Below are 16,508 nucleotides of genomic sequence, written 5' to 3'. Positions count from 1 at the left end.
TTTCGAGCCCGATCGCCTAGGAAAATGGCATAATGGGCGCACGCTAGACGGCCGAGTAGGGTCGCCGGCGAACGGCATTGTGGTGGGGAATGCAGAACGTCGGTGGGAATTTGCACCTGAGTTCGACCGATCTGGTCGGGCACCTGAACTGTACGTATTTGACGGAACTCGACCTCAAGGTGGCCAAGGGCGAGCTCCAGAAGCCCAAGGTCTGGGACCCGGTTCTCGAGACCCTTGCCGAGCGTGGTGCCGCGCACGAACAAGCCTTCATCGATCACCTGAAGACGCTCGGCATGGCCGTGACGGTGATCGATGGAGTAGGGCTCGATCCCAAGTCCATTTCGGCGACCTTGGAAGCCATGACCCGCGGCGATGCGGTCATCGTTCAAGGAGCATTGCAATCGGGGACTTGGAACGGCCGGGCCGACGTGCTCCGCCGCGTGGAAACGCCGAGTCGGTTCGGCGCCTGGTCGTACGAAGTTACCGATACGAAGCTCGCGCGCGAAACGAAGGGGAATACGGTTCTGCAGATATCGCTGTATTCGGACATGCTTTCCGCGATGCAGGGTGTCGAGCCGACTGCGGCCCACGTCGTAACCCCGGGTACGAATTTTGAGCCGGAAACCTACCGTATCGCCGACTACTCAGCCTACTACCGGCATGTGCGATCCAGCCTCGAAACGGCGATCACCAACGGCGCCGGCGCCGCCTATCCCGAACCGATCGAACATTGCGACATTTGCCGGTGGCGCCGCGATTGCGACGATCGAAGGCGGCGGGACGACCACTTGTCGCTGGTGGCCGGCATCAGCAAGTCGCAGATCGGAGAATTGACCAGACGCGGAGTCGGCACCACGGCCGCGCTCGCCGCCATGCCCATCCCCCTGGAATGGAGGCCGGAACGCGGAGCTGCCAAAAGCTACGAAAAGGTACGCGAGCAGGCGAGAATTCAGGTCGAAGGCAGAACGAGCGGCTCGATGAAGTACGAGGCGCTACCGCCGATCGCAGGCTTCGGCCTGTCACGGCTTCCCGCGCCGTCTCGGGGCGACATCTTCTTCGATTTCGAGGGTGATCTTTTTGTTGGGGAAGGCGGCCTGGAATTCCTGTTCGGCTACTCGTTCCTCGATCACGAAGGGAAGCCGACCTACGTCGGCGACTGGGCTTCGGACCGGCGGGAAGAGCGGGCCGCATTCGAGCGCTTCGTCGACTTCGTGACAGAGCGCCTCAAATCCTACCCCGACCTGCACATCTACCATTTCGCGCCGTACGAACCGGCCACCATGAAGCGCCTCATGGGCCGTTACGCCTCGCGCGAGAATGAAGTCGACAACCTTTTGCGTGCCGAGATCTTTGTCGATCTGTTCGCCGTCGTCCGCCACGGGATTCGCGCCAGCGTGGAGAGCTATTCGATCAAGAAACTGGAGCCCTTGTACTCGTTTACCCGCAGCGTTCCGCTGGAGGACGTCGGGGCGGTGATGGCCAGGATTCAGGCGCGCCTCGAAATGGCGGATGCCGCCGGCATTCCCGATGCGGACAAGGACGCGATCCGCGGCTACAACAAGGATGACTGCGACTCGACGGCCGCGCTGCGGGAGTGGCTCGAAGCGCTGCGTGCCAGTCTCATTGCCAGCGGCGAAGTGATCGAGCGGCCCGTTCCAAAGCCCGCGGAGGTCAGCGAAAAACTCGGCGATTGGCAGAAGAGGGTGGCAGCGCTCGTCGGTCGGCTTACGGAAGGCATTCCGGATGACGTCGCCGAACGGACGGTCGAGCAGCAGGCCCGCTGGCTGCTGGCATTCATGCTGGACTTTCACGGCCGGGAGAAGAAGGCCGTTTGGTGGGAATTCTTTCGGCTACGTGATCTTTCCGCGGAGGATCTTCTCCACGAACGCGCCGGTCTATCCGGGCTTACGTTCGAGGAAGCGGCCGGTGGCACCGCAAAGGTGCCGGTTCATAGGTACAGCTTCGTCCTTCAAGATACCGATCTTCGGCCCGACAGCGAGCTCAGGAGCGTTGGCGGGCAGAAATTCGGTAGCGTCGTCGCCATTTCGCATGAAGATCGGACGATCGACATCAAGAAGCGCGGCGACACCGCGGCATTCCATCCGGAAGCCGTTTTCGCTCATAAATCCATTGATCGTGACGGGCGCCCCGAATCCCTTTTTCGCCTCGGACAGCACGTGGCGGAGAACGGAATGGAGGGATCTGGCGAACACCGTGCCGCACGCGATCTTCTCATGTCGATCGCACCGCGGCTGCGTGGAGAAAGCTTGGCGGTCGAGGGCGAGTCGATGCTTGAACGCGCCCGACGGGTAGCGCTCGCGCTTGACCTAACCGTCTTCCCCGTTCAAGGGCCGCCTGGGGCCGGCAAGACCTTTACCGGTGCTCGTATGATTTGCTCACTGGTACGGGCCGGGAAGCGAGTGGGAATCACCGCGAACAGCCACGCGGTGGTGCGAAACCTGCTTAACGCGGTGCTGATCGCGGCAGCCGAGGAAGGTCTCCCGATCCAGTGCGTTCAGAAGGTCGACGAAAAGAAGGAAGCGAACCTCGCCGGTTTGCAGTTCGTGAAGGACAACAAGCAGGCTCTCGATGCGCTTGGAACGACGTGTGCCGTAGGTGGAGGAACGTCGTATTTCTGGGCTCGGCCGGACGCTCGTCTGAGCGTCGACGTGTTGGTCATCGACGAAGCCGCGCAAATGGCCCTGGCGAACGTCTTGGCGGTCTCGCAAGCCGCAGAAAGTGTGGTGCTATTAGGAGATCCGCGTCAGTTGGAGCAGCCCATTCAGGGAAGCCATCCTGATGGCGTCGGCGTTTCCGCTCTCGATCACGTCCTCGGAAATCATGCCACCATTCCGGCCGACCGAGGTCTCTTCCTCGATGAGACGTGGCGGCTTCACCCGCTCATCTGCGCCTTCAATTCGGAATTGTTCTACGAAGGTCGCTTGAAGTCTCTGGCAGGGCTGGAACGGCAGGAGTTGAAAATCAATTCCGCACTAAACGGCTCGGGCCTTCGATATCTTCCAGTCCGCCATGAGGGGAATCAAAGTTCGTCTCCCGAGGAGGCCGATGCGATACGCGACCTAGTTGCCGATATCACGGGATCCGGCGCGACCTGGGTTGATCGCAAGGGAAAGGAATCTCCTCTCACGCTCGCCGACATCCTGATTATCGCGCCGTACAACGCGCAAGTTTTCGAATTGCAGGAGCGCATTCCCGGCGCAGAAATCGGAACCGTGGACAAGTTTCAAGGAAAAGAGGCGCCAATCGTCATCTATTCCATGGCGACCTCCAGTCATGCGGATGCGCCACGCGGAATGGAATTCCTGTACAGCGCCAACCGACTGAACGTCGCGGTTTCGCGAGCGAAGTGCGTCTGCATCGTGGTTGCCTCGCCGCGCCTGTTCGAGGCCGAGTGTCGGACCCCTCGCCAGATGCAGCTCGCGAATGCGTTCTGTCGCTACGCCGAGCTGGCCTCGGTGCTGTGAAGGGGATCGTAGGCAGAAATGCTCTTTTCTCTCGAAAAAGTTCGTTTTTTTTGCCCAAAGGTGGTACACACGGGTGGTACACAGCCTTCGCCGGCCGTTGCAAAAAGCCTTATTTTAAAGTGCTTTCTTGAGGGGCTGGTTCGCTGGGTGAGAGTCCCACTCTCTCCGCCACCAAATGTCGGCGACGAAAAAGTCCTTCAAAATCAAGGGGCTCGAGAACGGCCGACTTTCGACAGTGTAGCACTTGAGTGTAGCACTCTCCACCGGTTAATTAGTGGTTAATGCTGACCACGCGGCGCTACGAAGTCTGCTCGATGAGCTCGCCTAGCGTGCCGCCCCAGTCCTCCATCGCATCGAGCAATTTCCGTCGGACCATTGTCCGAAGCCACTGCTTGGATGCTTGATCGAGCAACTTGCCACCGGGCGATGCGATTCCGATCCTCGAATTCGGAAGCGTCCAAAGTCCCTTGCTGGAACCGCTATCGATGAATTTCGTCAGGCTCGGGTAGATTCGGTATTGCGCCGGATCGCATTCCAGCTTGCTCCCGCTCTTCCGGTAAAAGCAGTCGATGATCCGGTCGAACCCGTACTTCCGAGGGTCGCTCTCCACTTCGTACGGCACGTCCGAGATGCTCCCATGAGTCGTACGAAGCTGCGAGTTATGCGCGGTGGACTCGTCCGAAACCTTATCCTGGCTGTAGATCCAGATATGCGTATTCTCCTTGACGATCTTGCCGTCGGAGGCGCTCGCCATAGCCTTCAACGAGCGCGCAGCCATGGTCTTGATTTCGGCGCTGTCGCGGCGTCTCCGTCTCCACAGCTCCTCTGCGGCCGCGAGCATCTTCTTGTTGACGCCAACAGATTCCGGATCGCCGTAAAGCTTGTCGAACCAGGCGGCGAGCGCGGCGATTTCCTTACGATCCTTGGTTCGAGCGCACACCTCGTGCCAGGAAGCCGCTTCCATGCCCTCCAACGCAAGCCCATCCGCGGAAGGATTCGCAGAACCGACAATCGCGACCTCGTCGAAGATATAGACCTTCGCATGCAGTCGCGGGTTGCTCTTGGCTCCCCACTTCAATGCGGATCTCAGCGTACTGATCGGCGCGGGATTGCAAGCTCCGCTCTCGAGATTGCAAAGGAGACGGAACGCCGGTTTGCCTCCGATTTTCCCGCTACGTTCGAGTCCCAATCGCTTTATCGCGTCCGCGCCCCAGAATGGCGCGGCGATACGCACCGTTCTCGAAGCGGATGCTGCCTCCTTGATGGCCTGCTGGATCGAAGCACCGTGAAGGGGAGGCATCGGTTCGACTCCGTTGTTTCGCCTTCCGGGAAACGTGGACTTGTGGACCCAGGTACGAAGGCTCGCGACTTCGTCGTTGCCGGCAAGATGCGATGCGCGAAATGTCGCATCGTGGTCAAGGACCGGCGACCGCTCGTCGGCAGCATGCCTAGGCTGATTTGAGAATGGATTTGACTTCGCCTCGACCGATCAGCTTCGAGAACCGGCGATAGTCCGAATGCTCGAACCGCCAGCGGCCCGCGGCAATCGCCGGATGAACTCCGGCTTTCTCGGCCGCATCGATGATCTCCTCCGTGCTGCTGTCCTCGACGATTTGCTTCCAGATCGTGGGAGGGATGAGCGCATTGCGCGCGAACGCATCCGCCTCGGCTTCGATGGTTTCGGAGCTGGCCACGTCGAGATCGTCGAGTATCAGCTGCCGATCGGGGCTCAGGTGGCAAACGACGTGTGCGAATTCGTGCAACAACGTGAACCAAAAATTGTCCAATCGGTCGTGCCGCAAGGTCAGAGCGATCACTGGAACGCCGTCGCTGCGGCACATCGCGGCGCCGTCGAGAAATGTTCCCGGTAGATGCTCCAGGATGATCAGAATGATTCCCATACCATGTAGCGCTGCCACGATCTGGTCTTGCCAGTCGGGCAATGCGCTCAACTGAGCCAGTTGACGCGCCGCCTTCTTCGGATCGCTGATCTTGATCTTTTTGATGGCGACCTTTTCCGCACGCCCCAAGGCGGCCGCGCACCATGCCTCGAGTGCAGCTAGATCCGTCTTTGCGTTGGTGCGCTCGGTTTTTGTCTTGCGCAGCATGGCGACGGCCGGAGCGGAGACCTTCGAGCGCGACACGAAGCCGGCAAGGTTCTCCTTCGACTTTATCACGCCAAGCTTGCGAAGGGCCTCCTCGGCCGCCATCGAACTGCTGGAAGGACCGGCCGCAGGCTCATGCTTGAACGAGCCGATGAGCGAAGTGACGGGTATCCCGAGGTGTTGATGTAGAGCCCGGATCTGGTCGACTGTGGGTTGCCGCTGTCCGTTGAGTATTTCCGACACGCGCGATTTGCTCCCGAGATACGGAATCAGATCGCGTTGCGACAGGCCGGTCTGCTGCATACGGAACTTGATCGCCTGCGCCGGCGTCGCTGCCTCGATGGAGTGTTGAGATCTCTCCCATTTCTCGATGAGCGCCTGCAGCACCTCCCGCTCATCGAGCTCGCTCTGACCGCTCTTCCCGAACAGCGCCTTGGCTCGCTTTAGCGCGGCCTGATAGTCCTCATTGGTGCGAATTGGGCGGATTGTCATGCCGCTTTGCTCCCTGTCTTGTCAGCGCGTGCCCCGGTTTCCGAACCCGCATATTCGATGAGAATCATTTGTGCTTCGCAGTCGGCCAGAAGGTCGACCCGGTAGCCGGCGCCGAGCCGAATCAGGACCTTCATGCCGTCGACGACCGCGGCGGGAAAGAATTCCGCCATTTCTTCCGTCGACTGCCACGTACCTGTCTCCAGCTCTGCGACGAGCGCCGGTATCGCGCCGTCGAGGACGTCGCGTGCATTTCGCGCGAGTTCGGCCAACTTCGATATTCCCATCAGCTTCATGGCGAACGACGGCCCCACCGAAAATGGTTCCCAAATGTGGGACGTGCTATTGCATCCGAACCCGTGCCGTGGCATATGAGAATCAGCGTTCCCAGATGTGGGACTAACACGCCGAATCGCGCGGGCCAAGGGGTTTGGCTCCGCCCTCCCGCGCGCGGATCCGGAGCATTCGTGCGGGCGACAGCCCGTGAGCAATGGAGCTGCAAATGTCTCAGTATGTCGAAGTGGATATCGAGCGGGTCACCGTCGTGTTCGCGGCGGAGGGCCTGGCCGGCCATCACGACGCGGAGATCGGTCCCGCTACCACCGTGAAGGAGTTCGTCGAGATCGCCGTCACCAAGACGGGGATCGAAGGCCTGCTCGAGGTCTACGTCGAGGACGCCGAAGAGCCGCTCGGCCACGACTCGGTCCTGATCGAGCATCTGTCGGTCGAATTCGCGCCGCTTCACGTCGCCAAGCCGGGCAAGATCGCGACCACGGTCCGCTACCAGGGCCGTCACGTCGAGCATCCCTTCCGTCCATCGGCGACGGCCGCGAAGGTGACGCGGTGGGCGGTCGGCGAGCTTGCACCGACCGAGGATCCGATCGACTTCCAGCTGAAGCACGACGGCCAGGTGCTGCCGCCGGACTCGCATCTGGGCCAGGCGGCTCGCGGCGAGAAGTCGATCGTCCTCGATCTCGTCTTCAAGGTGAAGCCGCAGGGCTAGACCATGGGACCCGATCACAACGCGCTCATGCGCGATCTCGCATCGCCGACCTTCAAGGTCGGCGTGCGCCGGGGTCGCTGGGCATTGCTCGGCATCAAGTTCCAGATCGCGATGTTCTTCGTCGCAGCACCGGTTCGTCTGGGCGGCCCGACTGGTTTCCTGCTGCGCTCGGACTGCAACGGATACCCGGCGACGGCGCCGACCTCGCAGCTTTGGCACGGCCGCGACAACCAAGCACTCGCCGATGCGCACCGGCCCAAGAACAAGCAGGGCGGAACGATGGTCTCGTTCGCCCATTGGTCGACGCCGTGCCTCTATCACCCTGTCGACCGGCTGGCGCGGAGCCATTGGCCCGGTCAGTACCAGGAACTGTGCTGGGCTGCCGACAAGACGATCGTGTTTCTGCTGGAGACCGTACATGGCCTTCTCGATTCTACGGAATATTCGGGCGCTAGTCTTCCCGCCGCGGCGCTTGAACTGCCGCAGGAGTTTGTGGCTGAAAACGTTGGCACTGCTGCGTAAGCGCGGCCGGGGTCATCGCGAGAGCGGTGGCTTCCTTCTCGGCCGTCGGGTCGACGGCCTGAGGACGATCGAAGCGTTTCTGCCGTACGACGATGTCGATCCGCACGCGTTGCGGGGTGCGATCCTGTTCGACGGTTCGAAGATGGACGTCGTCTGGGATCTCTGCCGCCGCGAAGGACTGGAGGTCGTCGCCGACGTCCACACCCATCCCGGCGGTATCGGTCAGAGCCAGACCGATCGCGACAACCCGATGATCCCGGAAGTCGGGCACGTCGCGATCATCGTGCCGAACTTCGCGGATCGGACGTACCTGCCGGGCGAAATCGGCATCTATGAATATCGCGGACGGCGGCAGTGGGCCGATCGCAGCAACGATGCCGGTGGGTACTTCGCGGTCAGGAGGTTCGCATGAACCTCTCGATCGAAGATGATCGCCTGGCGCAACTGCTCATGCGCGGCGACGGCAATATCAGCTACGACGAGGCGCGGCGAAGGCTCGATCAGGCCGCGCTTGTTCTGACCGCCGATGACGTGACTGGCGTGCCTTGGATCCAGGCGGCGCTGCTGACCGCGGCGGAATGCGGCCTGCGGATGTTCCCCGGCGGCGTCTATCTCGGCTCCGATTTCGGTGACACCACCGTGGTCGGGCAATTCGGCAGATGGCCCCTCCGTCGCCATCTCGAACTCGCGGGCTGCCGTTCTACGGGTGCGCCCGCGCACGCCGTCGCCTTACACGTCGGTACCGAGCGCCGGCGCATGCAGGGCGGGGCGCTATGCTGGGCCGATGGCTGGGCAGGCCTCGTCGGCATCGAGACCCCGGCCGATCCGCCACCGGCCGGCAACGAAATCGGCGGCGTGATGGCGGCCGCCATGGGCATCGGCGAGGTCTTCCGCAGTGTCGTGCTCGGCGACAAGCTCGCCTGTCGTAGGACTTCGAGATTGTCGGCGCTGTCGCCGGGCTGCGAAGACGCCGCCGGCATCGATCTCGCCTACCTGCCCGCGGCGTACTGGATGTTGGGGCTCGGCAATCTCGGTCAGGCCGCGCTGTGGACGATTGGACTTCTCCCGTATGCCGATCCGGGCATGGTCTCCCTGTTTCTTCAGGACGCGGACAAGTCCGAAGTCGGCAATCTCGCCATCCAGTTGTTGACCAGGCCGGACTGGATCGGCCGCAAGAAGGCCCGCAACGTGGCGACGTGGGCGGAGGCGCGTGGCTTCGGCACCACGGTCATCGAAAGCAGGTTCGTCGATGGCACCAACCGCTCGGCGGACGAGCCCGGGCTGGCGCTCGTCGGCGTCGACAATCTCGCGGCTCGGCGCGCCGCAGCTGGTTCGAACTTCGATCTCGTCGTCGATGCCGGCCTCGGTGCCACGCCCTCGGAGATCTTCGACATTCGCCTCCACGGCTTCCCCGGAAGGCGCTCGCCCGAGCAGGCTTGGCCCCAGCAGGACGGCCACTTGGACGTTCCGCTCGTCCCGGCGCTCCAAGAGCTCGTCGACGCCGGTTGCATCGATCGCTGCGGGGCGTTGATGATCGCCGGCCGCAGTCTCGGCGTGCCGTCGACAGCGGTCGTCGCGGCCGCGATCCAGGTGGCGCAAGCCTGCCGGGCCGTCGGCGACGGCACCTTCGTCGATCTCGCCGACGTGGCGTTGAGGAACTGTCGTCGCGCTGCCGGCCGCCGCCATAGGTTGGCCAGACCCGGGGTCCTTCCGTTCGTACGGGCCAGGCGGGAAACGACTGCGAGGTAGCATGGCACCCCAACGACGCGCAAAATCCAAGTGGATTGAGGGTCTTAGGCCGGTTGCAGTGTGTCGCCACAATCTGTTAACCTCGAGTTGTGGGACGCCTTGACTACATTCGATCGAATCAGTAAGTAAGACGCATCAACACCCCCCACGCCTCTCAACGATGCGCACCAGGGGGGTTTTCTTTTGTCCGGACAGTCGCGAACGTTTACGAAGCCGGCGCTGTCGGTGCCCGACCAATTGGCCCTCTTGGAAGGCCGCGGCCTGTCGATTCCGGACCGGGCGGCGGCCCAGATGTCGCTCAGACACATAGGCTATTACCGACTGTCAGCGTACATGCGGCCATTCCAATCGACGGATGGAACACACAGGTTCGAGGCTGGAACCACGTTCGATCAGATTGCGACTCTCTACTCCTTTGACCGGAAGCTTCGCGTAATCTTCCTTGACGCCATCGATCGCATCGAGGTCGCGATCCGCTCGGCCCTCACCGAGTCCCTTGGGATCAAGCATGACTCTCACTGGTTTCTAGATCCGAAGCATTTTGCTGCTTCGACGAACCATGCCGAGCTTCTGCAGAAGCTGAGGGACGAGATCGGACATTCCGATCCCCGGAAGAGGGCGGTGCACATCGCTCACTACTACGCGAGCTACGACGAGCCGGACATGCCGCCGTCGTGGATGATCGTCGAAGCGATATCTTTCGGTAGCCTCGCGAACTTGGTCAGAAATCTCAACTTGGCGAATTCGAAGTCGGTCGCGTGGCTGATCGGACTCCAGGAGCCTGCACTGAAGTCCTGGTGCCTTTCGCTCTCCTACTTGCGAAACCTCTGCGCGCATCACAGCCGCATCTGGAATCGCGTTTACACGCTGAAGCCCACGACCATCAGGCAGTACGATGCCGACCTGAATCCGAACGACCGGACGTATGCCCAGGCAGTGAGCCTCAAGATCATGCTCGACAAATGCTCGGGACCATCGAACTGGGCTCAGAGGTTGAAGGACCTGATCGACGAGTTTCCCGACACTCCCATCGATAAAATGGGTTTTCCTCGAGATTGGAAGACGCGCGCGATCTGGAAAAGCTGATCTGGTCGGCCGCGCACCGGGCCGAGGGCGGCGAAGTCCGTTCGGCCGTCCAAATCGGTTCTGCATCCTGCAGCGCTGGGCGGTAACGCGGCGCACCGCTGCCGCGGCTTCGGCCGCTCAGATTCCTTGATACTTCGTCGGGAAGATCGGTTCGGTGTGGACAAGGGCGGCACGCAACACTTACCTTGCGCGAGGCATTTCAATCAGAGGTTTATGCGTGCGTTACATCATTGCGATCTCGGGACCGGTTGCGGTCGGCAAGTCGGCGTTCGCTGATGAGCTACTTCGTAGATTCAGTTCCCATCGGATTTCGACGCGAACTTTGTTGTTGGATAGTGGTTGCCCGAACGAGCGCGATGCGTTGATCGAGGCAGGCAAGCAGTTGGACGTGGACACCGACGGCCGCTGGGTCCGCGACGGCATAGCTCCATACGTCGCCGAGCACCAAGGCAAGGACGTGATCCTGGTCGATGCGGTCAGGACCGCCCGGCAGGTCGCGCACCTCCGCGAGACATACGGCGATCAGCTCGTCCACGTGCATGTTACCGCACCGTTCGAGGTGGTCAAGAAGCGCTACGAAGATCGCGGCTCTTTCGCCGACACCGGCATGACGTACGACCAGGTCAGAGCTGATCCGACCGAGTCCGGCGTCTGGTCGCTGGGCGACACGGCCGACAGGGTCGTCGAAAATCACAATCAGGAGCCCGCGTCGCTGCTTGCCTTGGCGGTGGCTGGGCTCGAACTCTTCCCGGGCAAGGCCGTTCCGCTCGTCGACGTCATCGTGAGCGGCCAGTACGGGAGCGAAGGCAAAGGGCATATCTGCGCTCATATCGCTACGGATTACGGCATCCTGGTGAGGGTGGGCGGCCCCAATGCCGGCCACAAGGTCGCGGAACCCGAGTACAATTACAGGCAGTTGCCGTCCGGTACCCAGTCCAATCCGGATGCGAAAATATTGATCGCTGCGGGATCGACGATCTCGCCCACGCGCATTCTTCGCGAGATCGCCCAGTGCGACGCCGCACGCCGCATCGTCATCGACGAGCAGGCCATGGTGATCGAAGACGCCGATGTGGCGTTCGAAAGCCAAGAAGGCGGTCTCGGAACGATCGGTTCGACAAAGTCGGGCGCCGGCTCTGCGCTGGCCCGTAAGATATTGAATCGAGGGAAAGAGCCGATGTTGGGCGGACCCGTCCGGTTGGCCAAGCATCATCCCGACCTGCTGCCGTTCGTCGGCTCGGTCGGGCGAGAGCTCGAGAAGGCGTATTCCTCAGGGACGCGCGTGATGCTCGAGGGCACGCAAGGCACCGATCTGAGCATCCATCATGGTCATTACCCGAACGTCACTGCGCGCGAGACGACGGCGGCCGGCTGTCTCGCAGACGCCGGAATAGCTCCGTCGCGCGTGCGCAGGGTCGTCATGGTCATGAGGCGATATCCGATCCGGGTCGGCGGCGAGTCGGGCCCCATGGGGATCTTGCTCGATTTCGAAACGATATCGAAACGGTCGGGCGTGCCCGTGAAGGAGATCGAGGACACCGAAGTCGGGTCGGTGTCGGGAAACAAGCGGCGGATCGCCGAGTTCGATTTCGAACAGCTTCGTCGTTCGTCGATCCTCAACGGGGCGACCGACATCGCGTTGTCTTTTTCGGACTACATCAGCATCGACAACCGCAAGGCCCAGACTTTCGATCAGCTCACGGACGAAACGCGCCGGTTCATCGCTTCCGTCGAGGCGGTTGCGAACGCACCGGTGTCGCTGATATCGACGCGGTTCGCCAAGTTTGGCGTCATTGATCGAAGGGATTGGCAGTGACGGAAGAAGAGCTGCTGGAGAATTATCCGCGTCTGTACCACATGGCGGAAGACGCGAGTTGGGAGTCGGTCGCCCGCCACGGCCTGCTGTCGACGACTGCGCTGCTCGACCTCTACGAACTCGAGGGCGAGGAACGACGCAGGCTGGAATCTGAGCGCCGACCGGAATCGGTCAAGATATCGCGGGACGGCTTGCCGGTGGCCATGGTTCGCGACCAGAAGCCGATGACCCGCTCCGCGCTTGAGAAGTGCCTGACGGACGGCACGACGCCCGAAGAGTGGTTCGAAACGTTGAACGCGCGGGTATTCTTCTGGCTCTCCAAGGATCGGCTTCAAGGACTCCTCGGTGCCCGGGCCTATCGCGACAAACCGCAGACCGTCATCACGCTGGATACGGCGAGCCTGGTCGCCGCACATCGCGATGCCATCACGCTCAGTCCGATCAACAGCGGCGCCACGATCTACAATCCGGTGCCGAGAGGACGCAGCACGTTCATGGCTATCGCCGACTTTCCCTTCGCCGTCCGCCGCAAGAAGCTGAAGAAGCCGATCAAGGACGCGGTGGTCGAGTTGACCGTGATGGGTGGCGTGCCCGACATCGAAGCTCACGCTCTGGCGGCGCATCGCATCTTCAAAGGCGAGAGGAAAGAGCTTTGGAGGCGCAAAGGCAGCGATCCCGGCGAGGGACCGTAGGCGGCGGCCTACGCCGCCGAGGTCTCGGTCAGACGCGCGGGGCGCCGATGCTTGCGCAGCAAGTCGGCCACATGCGACGTCAAGCCTACCTCTCCGCGGATGCGGACGCCGACGCCAGACGGCAGGCGGTGCAGCAGATTGCGCAGTTCTTCCAGGCCGCTCGACACGTCGAACGTCTCCCAGCGGTCGGCTTCGCCCGGAACGAGCGTGGACGCCGCGCTATCCGTGGCGCCCTTGTGAAGCTGGACGATCCAGACGCGCTTGCCGTCGTGGACCCACTCGAACCGCACTGGTCCAAGCCGTTCCTTCGTCCGGTGATAGATCGCCTCGACATCGCCCACCACGCTTGGCGGCAGGCGTTCCGGCACCTTCTGGCCGAGCATGAAGCGATCGCCTTCGCCGGCGGCGCCTTCGACGATGACTTCACCACGCGCATCCGTGATGGCGGCGCCGGCGAAAGTAGCAGGGACTGCGGCCTGGGAGAGAACCGCCGAGATCGCTTCGCCGCTCGGGTCCTCCGCGTTGAGCAGGCGGAACGGATCGAGCCAGCCCTTGATGGTAGTGAATCTGCCGGGCTCCTGCTCGCGCGGGCACGTGCGGGTCCACACTTCCTTCGACGAGGTCGCTTCGCCGAACGTGAACGGTGCGATGCGCCGCGAAATGCAGGTCGTCCGAGGAATGGGCAGGCCCATGGCGTGGGCGATCAACAGACCGAACGTCTTGTCGCCGATCAATCGGCTGAAGCGGTTCGGCCATTTGACGGCCGCCATGGCGGGCGCGCTGTCCGATCCTTCGTACTCCCACATCAGGGTGTGAGTCCGTCGCCAGCCACGCGGCTTGGGATGAATACTGAACTCGAGTCGCCCGCGACCGGCGTCGACCGTTTCGACCGGGATGCCGTACACCGTCTCGATCAGGGCGAGCGCCCAGTCCAGCGGGAGCGACGCCGTGCCGCCCTTTTCGACGCAGCGTGGCGTATCGTCGGGCGCGAACTCGGCCACGCCGCCCTGGATGACGCCGGATACGCCGCCATCGGACACGTCGACCGTTTCGTTCGCGATGACGAAGAGACCCTCGGCCGACATGCTTCGGACCAGCGCTTCCGCCTTCGTCAGATCGGACAGGCCGTAATGGAAGTCGCGGCTCCTCGGACTGTCTGGCGTGAAGCTGCGGAGGTTTATCGTCCCGTCGGGACTTTGCTCGATCAGGCTGCGGAGCGCGTCCGGCAAAGTCGGGAACTTGTGGTTGGCGTCGAAACCCGCGATGCGGCAGAATTCCTGACGCGGTCGGTTCGCATCGGGGGAGAAGCTCACGAACTGCGCGACATTCCCGACGCGGGCGAGCTCGTCCAACGAAACGTCCTTACGCAATGACATCGACCCGGCCCCTGTTACGCGTCCAGCTTCGGCATAAAGGCGCAAACGGCCGCGCGCTCCAGCCGTTCCGGAGAAATATCACCGCGTTTCACCGGACCTGGGATTATCCCTTGACAATCCTCTCTCGCCGCAGGGTCTCGAACCGATCGAGCCACATCCGCTTGGCGGTTTCCGGTTGAAGGTGCCGGACCACGATCGGGGCCGGCTGTATGGTCAGCCCGGCAAGCCATCCGTCCGTTCCCGGCGGCATGATCTGCCTTTGCTCCGCCGCGAGCACCCGCAGGTCGGCTTCTTTGATCTGAGGAGGAAGCGGGGATGCGATGCCGAACCGCTTCAGGACGGCATCCTGGACCGCGGCTTCGATCCGCTTGAAGTCGGGAAGCATCTGCTTGAGCGGGCGCGTGATGTCGCCGATGAAGGCCTCGGCCGAGTCGTGCAGAAGCGCTTCGAATTCGGATCCTTCGGCGACGTCGCTCACCAGCAGGCTGTGTTCGGCCACCGAGTAGAACATGCTGCATTGGCCGGAATACCGGCAGATGTGCGCGAGTCCATGGGCGATGTCCTCGGCCGTGAAGTCGCTGGTATGCGGCGAGGCGAAATCGAACCATGCGCCGCTATGGAGCATGATCGACGGTCCCACTTCGACCTTGACTGCGACCATCGCGCTCTTCTTCCAGGACATCGGACCCCGTCAATATAAATCGGCGCGCAACGCAGCGCCATCGTCCGCAGCCTATATCAATGGTTGTTGCATATAAAACAAAAATGTCGCAAATGGAGGTGTTCTCCCCCTCCTCTCACAATGCGGTCATGCCCCGAGGAAAGGTCGATCACCCCGCTATCGCGCGGCTGCGGGAGTTCGCCGGCGAGCGTCCTCACTGGAGCTTGCGGGAACTCTCACGCAGGCTGGACCTGAAGCGCTCGCTGGTCACCAGGGCACTGGCCGGGCGCCCCGTGACGGATGCGAACGCGAAGCTGATCGGGCAGGGTCTCGATCGCCTGGGCAGCGGCGAGCGGCCGCCGATCGATGTTTCATTTGCAACAGAATTGTTGCATTTGCTTCAGGAGGCGTTGTCCTCCCTCGACCGTTCGCGGCGGACGAAAGGCCGGCGCCGCAGAACCTGACGGTACGGCGCCGCGGAAGGCGATCGGCAAGCCGATAGGCTTGATCGGGCTGCGCGAGGGCCCGGGCTATTTGCGTCCGAGCTCGTCGACGATGGCGGACGCCAATCCGGTGTATCTCGCAGGCGTGAGGGCCAGGAGGCGAGTCTTCGCGGCTTCCCCGATATCGAGACCGCGCACGAATTCCGCCAACTCGGCTGCGCCTACGCGACGACCGCGGGTCAGGTCCCTCAGCAGGGCGTAGGGGTCGGTGATGTGCGAGCGACCGGCTACGATCTCGGCACGTACGACCGTCTGAATCGCCTCCGCGAGCACCTCCCAATTCGCATCGAGGTCGGCAGCGAGCACCGTCTCCGCGACGGAGATCTCGCTGAGCCCGCGCTGCAGATTGTCCAGGGCAAGCAGCGAGTGTCCGAAGGCGACGCCGATATTGCGTTGTGTCGAGGAGTCGGTGAGGTCCCGTTGCAGGCGCGAGGTGACCAGCGTCTGTCTGCAATCGCGAACAATCCAGCCCTCGCGACTGTGGGAATTTAAGATTGGTGCTGGGACGCAACAACCTGCCTTACAGTAGACTGTGGTAGGCGGAACTGACGTGCAATTGTTGGAATTTTTATTCCCGCTTTAAATGCAGCACGGATAGCATTTATTTGTCCTTGTCGTAGAGACAAGCCTGATGAATCAGATGCCGAGTCACCTTTTTGGGAAGAAGAAGTATCGACTTGTGAAGTTGCCGGGATCTTCTTTTCTATCGGGTTGGACCAGGAAATACTTCTGCGCTTTGCTTCCTGCAATACACCGGCCAACAGACGTGCAAAGGTGGCTTCATCTAAGTGCCGTAGCGATCCCTCTAAGTCGCTTGGCAGAATTGGAGTTCGATGAGGATCGCCTGGCGTTAACCCGCGCTTCTTTTCCATGGTTGCCGCCGGAGAATCTTGAAAGGCCAATAATGGCCGCGAACTCAATTGTCATCAACTCAAGTTTTCAAGGCGCAATTTGTAAGCACTCCACGCAATATTCATAATCAATATTACGCGGGCCTCAATAAATTGCCGACAGTGCCTAA

15 protein-coding genes and 1 pseudogene are annotated in these 16,508 nt (G+C 61.8%); 9 read left to right on the top strand and 7 right to left on the bottom strand.

Annotated features, from left to right (window positions below):
* The first annotated feature begins 89 nt into the window (after window positions 1–89).
* Complete coding sequence (locus tag NLN62_RS51215; protein WP_254114281.1) at window positions 90–3,485, top strand: TM0106 family RecB-like putative nuclease; 3,396 nt, start codon at window positions 90–92, stop codon at window positions 3,483–3,485.
* Window positions 3,486–3,783: 298 nt separating this feature from the next.
* Here NLN62_RS51215 and NLN62_RS51210 read toward each other — a convergent pair whose 3' ends face one another.
* The 3 genes from NLN62_RS51210 to NLN62_RS51200 all read right to left on the bottom strand — a co-directional run bounded on the left by NLN62_RS51210 (window position 3,784) and on the right by NLN62_RS51200 (window position 6,375).
* On the bottom strand, window positions 3,784–4,785 hold the full coding sequence (locus NLN62_RS51210) for a phospholipase D-like domain-containing protein (protein WP_256576124.1): 1,002 nt from the start codon (window positions 4,783–4,785) through the stop codon (window positions 3,784–3,786).
* A gap of 148 nt (window positions 4,786–4,933) precedes the next feature.
* The gene (locus NLN62_RS51205) at window positions 4,934–5,893 is read right to left on the bottom strand and encodes an ImmA/IrrE family metallo-endopeptidase (RefSeq protein WP_254114279.1); all 960 of its coding nucleotides are present in this window, start codon (window positions 5,891–5,893) and stop codon (window positions 4,934–4,936) included.
* Between the two features lie 185 nt (window positions 5,894–6,078).
* Window positions 6,079–6,375: a hypothetical protein gene (locus tag NLN62_RS51200; RefSeq protein WP_254114278.1), complete on the bottom strand. Its 297-nt coding sequence runs from the start codon at window positions 6,373–6,375 to the stop codon at window positions 6,079–6,081.
* A 206-nt stretch (window positions 6,376–6,581) separates the two neighbouring features.
* On the opposite strand from NLN62_RS51200, the gene NLN62_RS51195 reads away from it, so the two are divergent.
* The 7 genes from NLN62_RS51195 to NLN62_RS51165 all read left to right on the top strand — a co-directional run bounded on the left by NLN62_RS51195 (window position 6,582) and on the right by NLN62_RS51165 (window position 12,947).
* Window positions 6,582–7,082 carry a hypothetical protein gene (locus tag NLN62_RS51195; protein ID WP_254114277.1) on the top strand — a complete coding sequence of 167 codons (501 nt, stop codon included), beginning with the start codon at window positions 6,582–6,584 and terminating at the stop codon, window positions 7,080–7,082.
* Window positions 7,083–7,085: 3 nt separating this feature from the next.
* On the top strand, window positions 7,086–7,604 hold the full coding sequence (locus NLN62_RS51190) for a hypothetical protein (RefSeq protein ID WP_254114276.1): 519 nt from the start codon (window positions 7,086–7,088) through the stop codon (window positions 7,602–7,604).
* Window positions 7,588–8,016, top strand: coding sequence for a Mov34/MPN/PAD-1 family protein (locus NLN62_RS51185; RefSeq protein ID WP_254114275.1), 429 nt, complete (start codon window positions 7,588–7,590; stop codon window positions 8,014–8,016). The genes NLN62_RS51190 and NLN62_RS51185 overlap by 17 nt, the downstream gene beginning before the upstream one ends.
* A complete protein-coding gene (locus NLN62_RS51180; RefSeq protein WP_254114274.1) occupies window positions 8,013–9,353 on the top strand; it encodes a hypothetical protein in 1,341 nt (446 codons plus the stop codon). The genes NLN62_RS51185 and NLN62_RS51180 overlap by 4 nt, the downstream gene beginning before the upstream one ends.
* 225 nt (window positions 9,354–9,578) lie before the next feature.
* Complete coding sequence (locus tag NLN62_RS51175; RefSeq protein ID WP_254114273.1) at window positions 9,579–10,439, top strand: Abi family protein; 861 nt, start codon at window positions 9,579–9,581, stop codon at window positions 10,437–10,439.
* A 217-nt stretch (window positions 10,440–10,656) separates the two neighbouring features.
* Window positions 10,657–12,255 (top strand): adenylosuccinate synthetase, encoded by a 1,599-nt coding sequence (locus tag NLN62_RS51170; RefSeq protein WP_254114272.1) that lies wholly within the window; start codon window positions 10,657–10,659, stop codon window positions 12,253–12,255.
* A complete protein-coding gene (locus NLN62_RS51165; protein ID WP_254114271.1) occupies window positions 12,252–12,947 on the top strand; it encodes a hypothetical protein in 696 nt (231 codons plus the stop codon). Before NLN62_RS51170 ends, NLN62_RS51165 begins: the two co-directional genes overlap by 4 nt.
* 8 nt (window positions 12,948–12,955) lie before the next feature.
* On the opposite strand, the gene NLN62_RS51160 is transcribed toward NLN62_RS51165, so the two are convergent.
* Entirely contained in the window at window positions 12,956–14,299 is a 1,344-nt protein-coding gene (locus NLN62_RS51160; RefSeq protein ID WP_371933185.1) for a hypothetical protein, read from the bottom strand.
* A 127-nt stretch (window positions 14,300–14,426) separates the two neighbouring features.
* Window positions 14,427–15,005, bottom strand: coding sequence for a hypothetical protein (locus NLN62_RS51155; RefSeq protein WP_254114269.1), 579 nt, complete (start codon window positions 15,003–15,005; stop codon window positions 14,427–14,429).
* A 92-nt stretch (window positions 15,006–15,097) separates the two neighbouring features.
* Between NLN62_RS51155 and NLN62_RS51150 the strand changes: the two genes are divergently transcribed.
* A complete protein-coding gene (locus NLN62_RS51150) occupies window positions 15,098–15,448 on the top strand; it encodes a hypothetical protein (protein ID WP_254114268.1) in 351 nt (116 codons plus the stop codon).
* Window positions 15,449–15,514: 66 nt separating this feature from the next.
* Here the strand turns inward: NLN62_RS51150 and NLN62_RS51145 are convergent.
* Window positions 15,515–15,934 (bottom strand): annotated as a pseudogene (locus NLN62_RS51145) (hypothetical protein); the annotation flags it as partial.
* A 41-nt stretch (window positions 15,935–15,975) separates the two neighbouring features.
* Window positions 15,976–16,359: a hypothetical protein gene (locus NLN62_RS51140; RefSeq protein ID WP_254114267.1), complete on the bottom strand. Its 384-nt coding sequence runs from the start codon at window positions 16,357–16,359 to the stop codon at window positions 15,976–15,978.
* Window positions 16,360–16,508: the final 149 nt, after the last annotated feature.

Source organism: Bradyrhizobium sp. CCGUVB23, assembly GCF_024199885.1.
In the GTDB taxonomy this organism is placed as follows: Bacteria; Pseudomonadota; Alphaproteobacteria; order Rhizobiales; family Xanthobacteraceae; genus Bradyrhizobium.
Note: the sequence above shows the minus strand (reverse complement) of the source record. Positions and strands in the feature narration are given on the sequence as shown.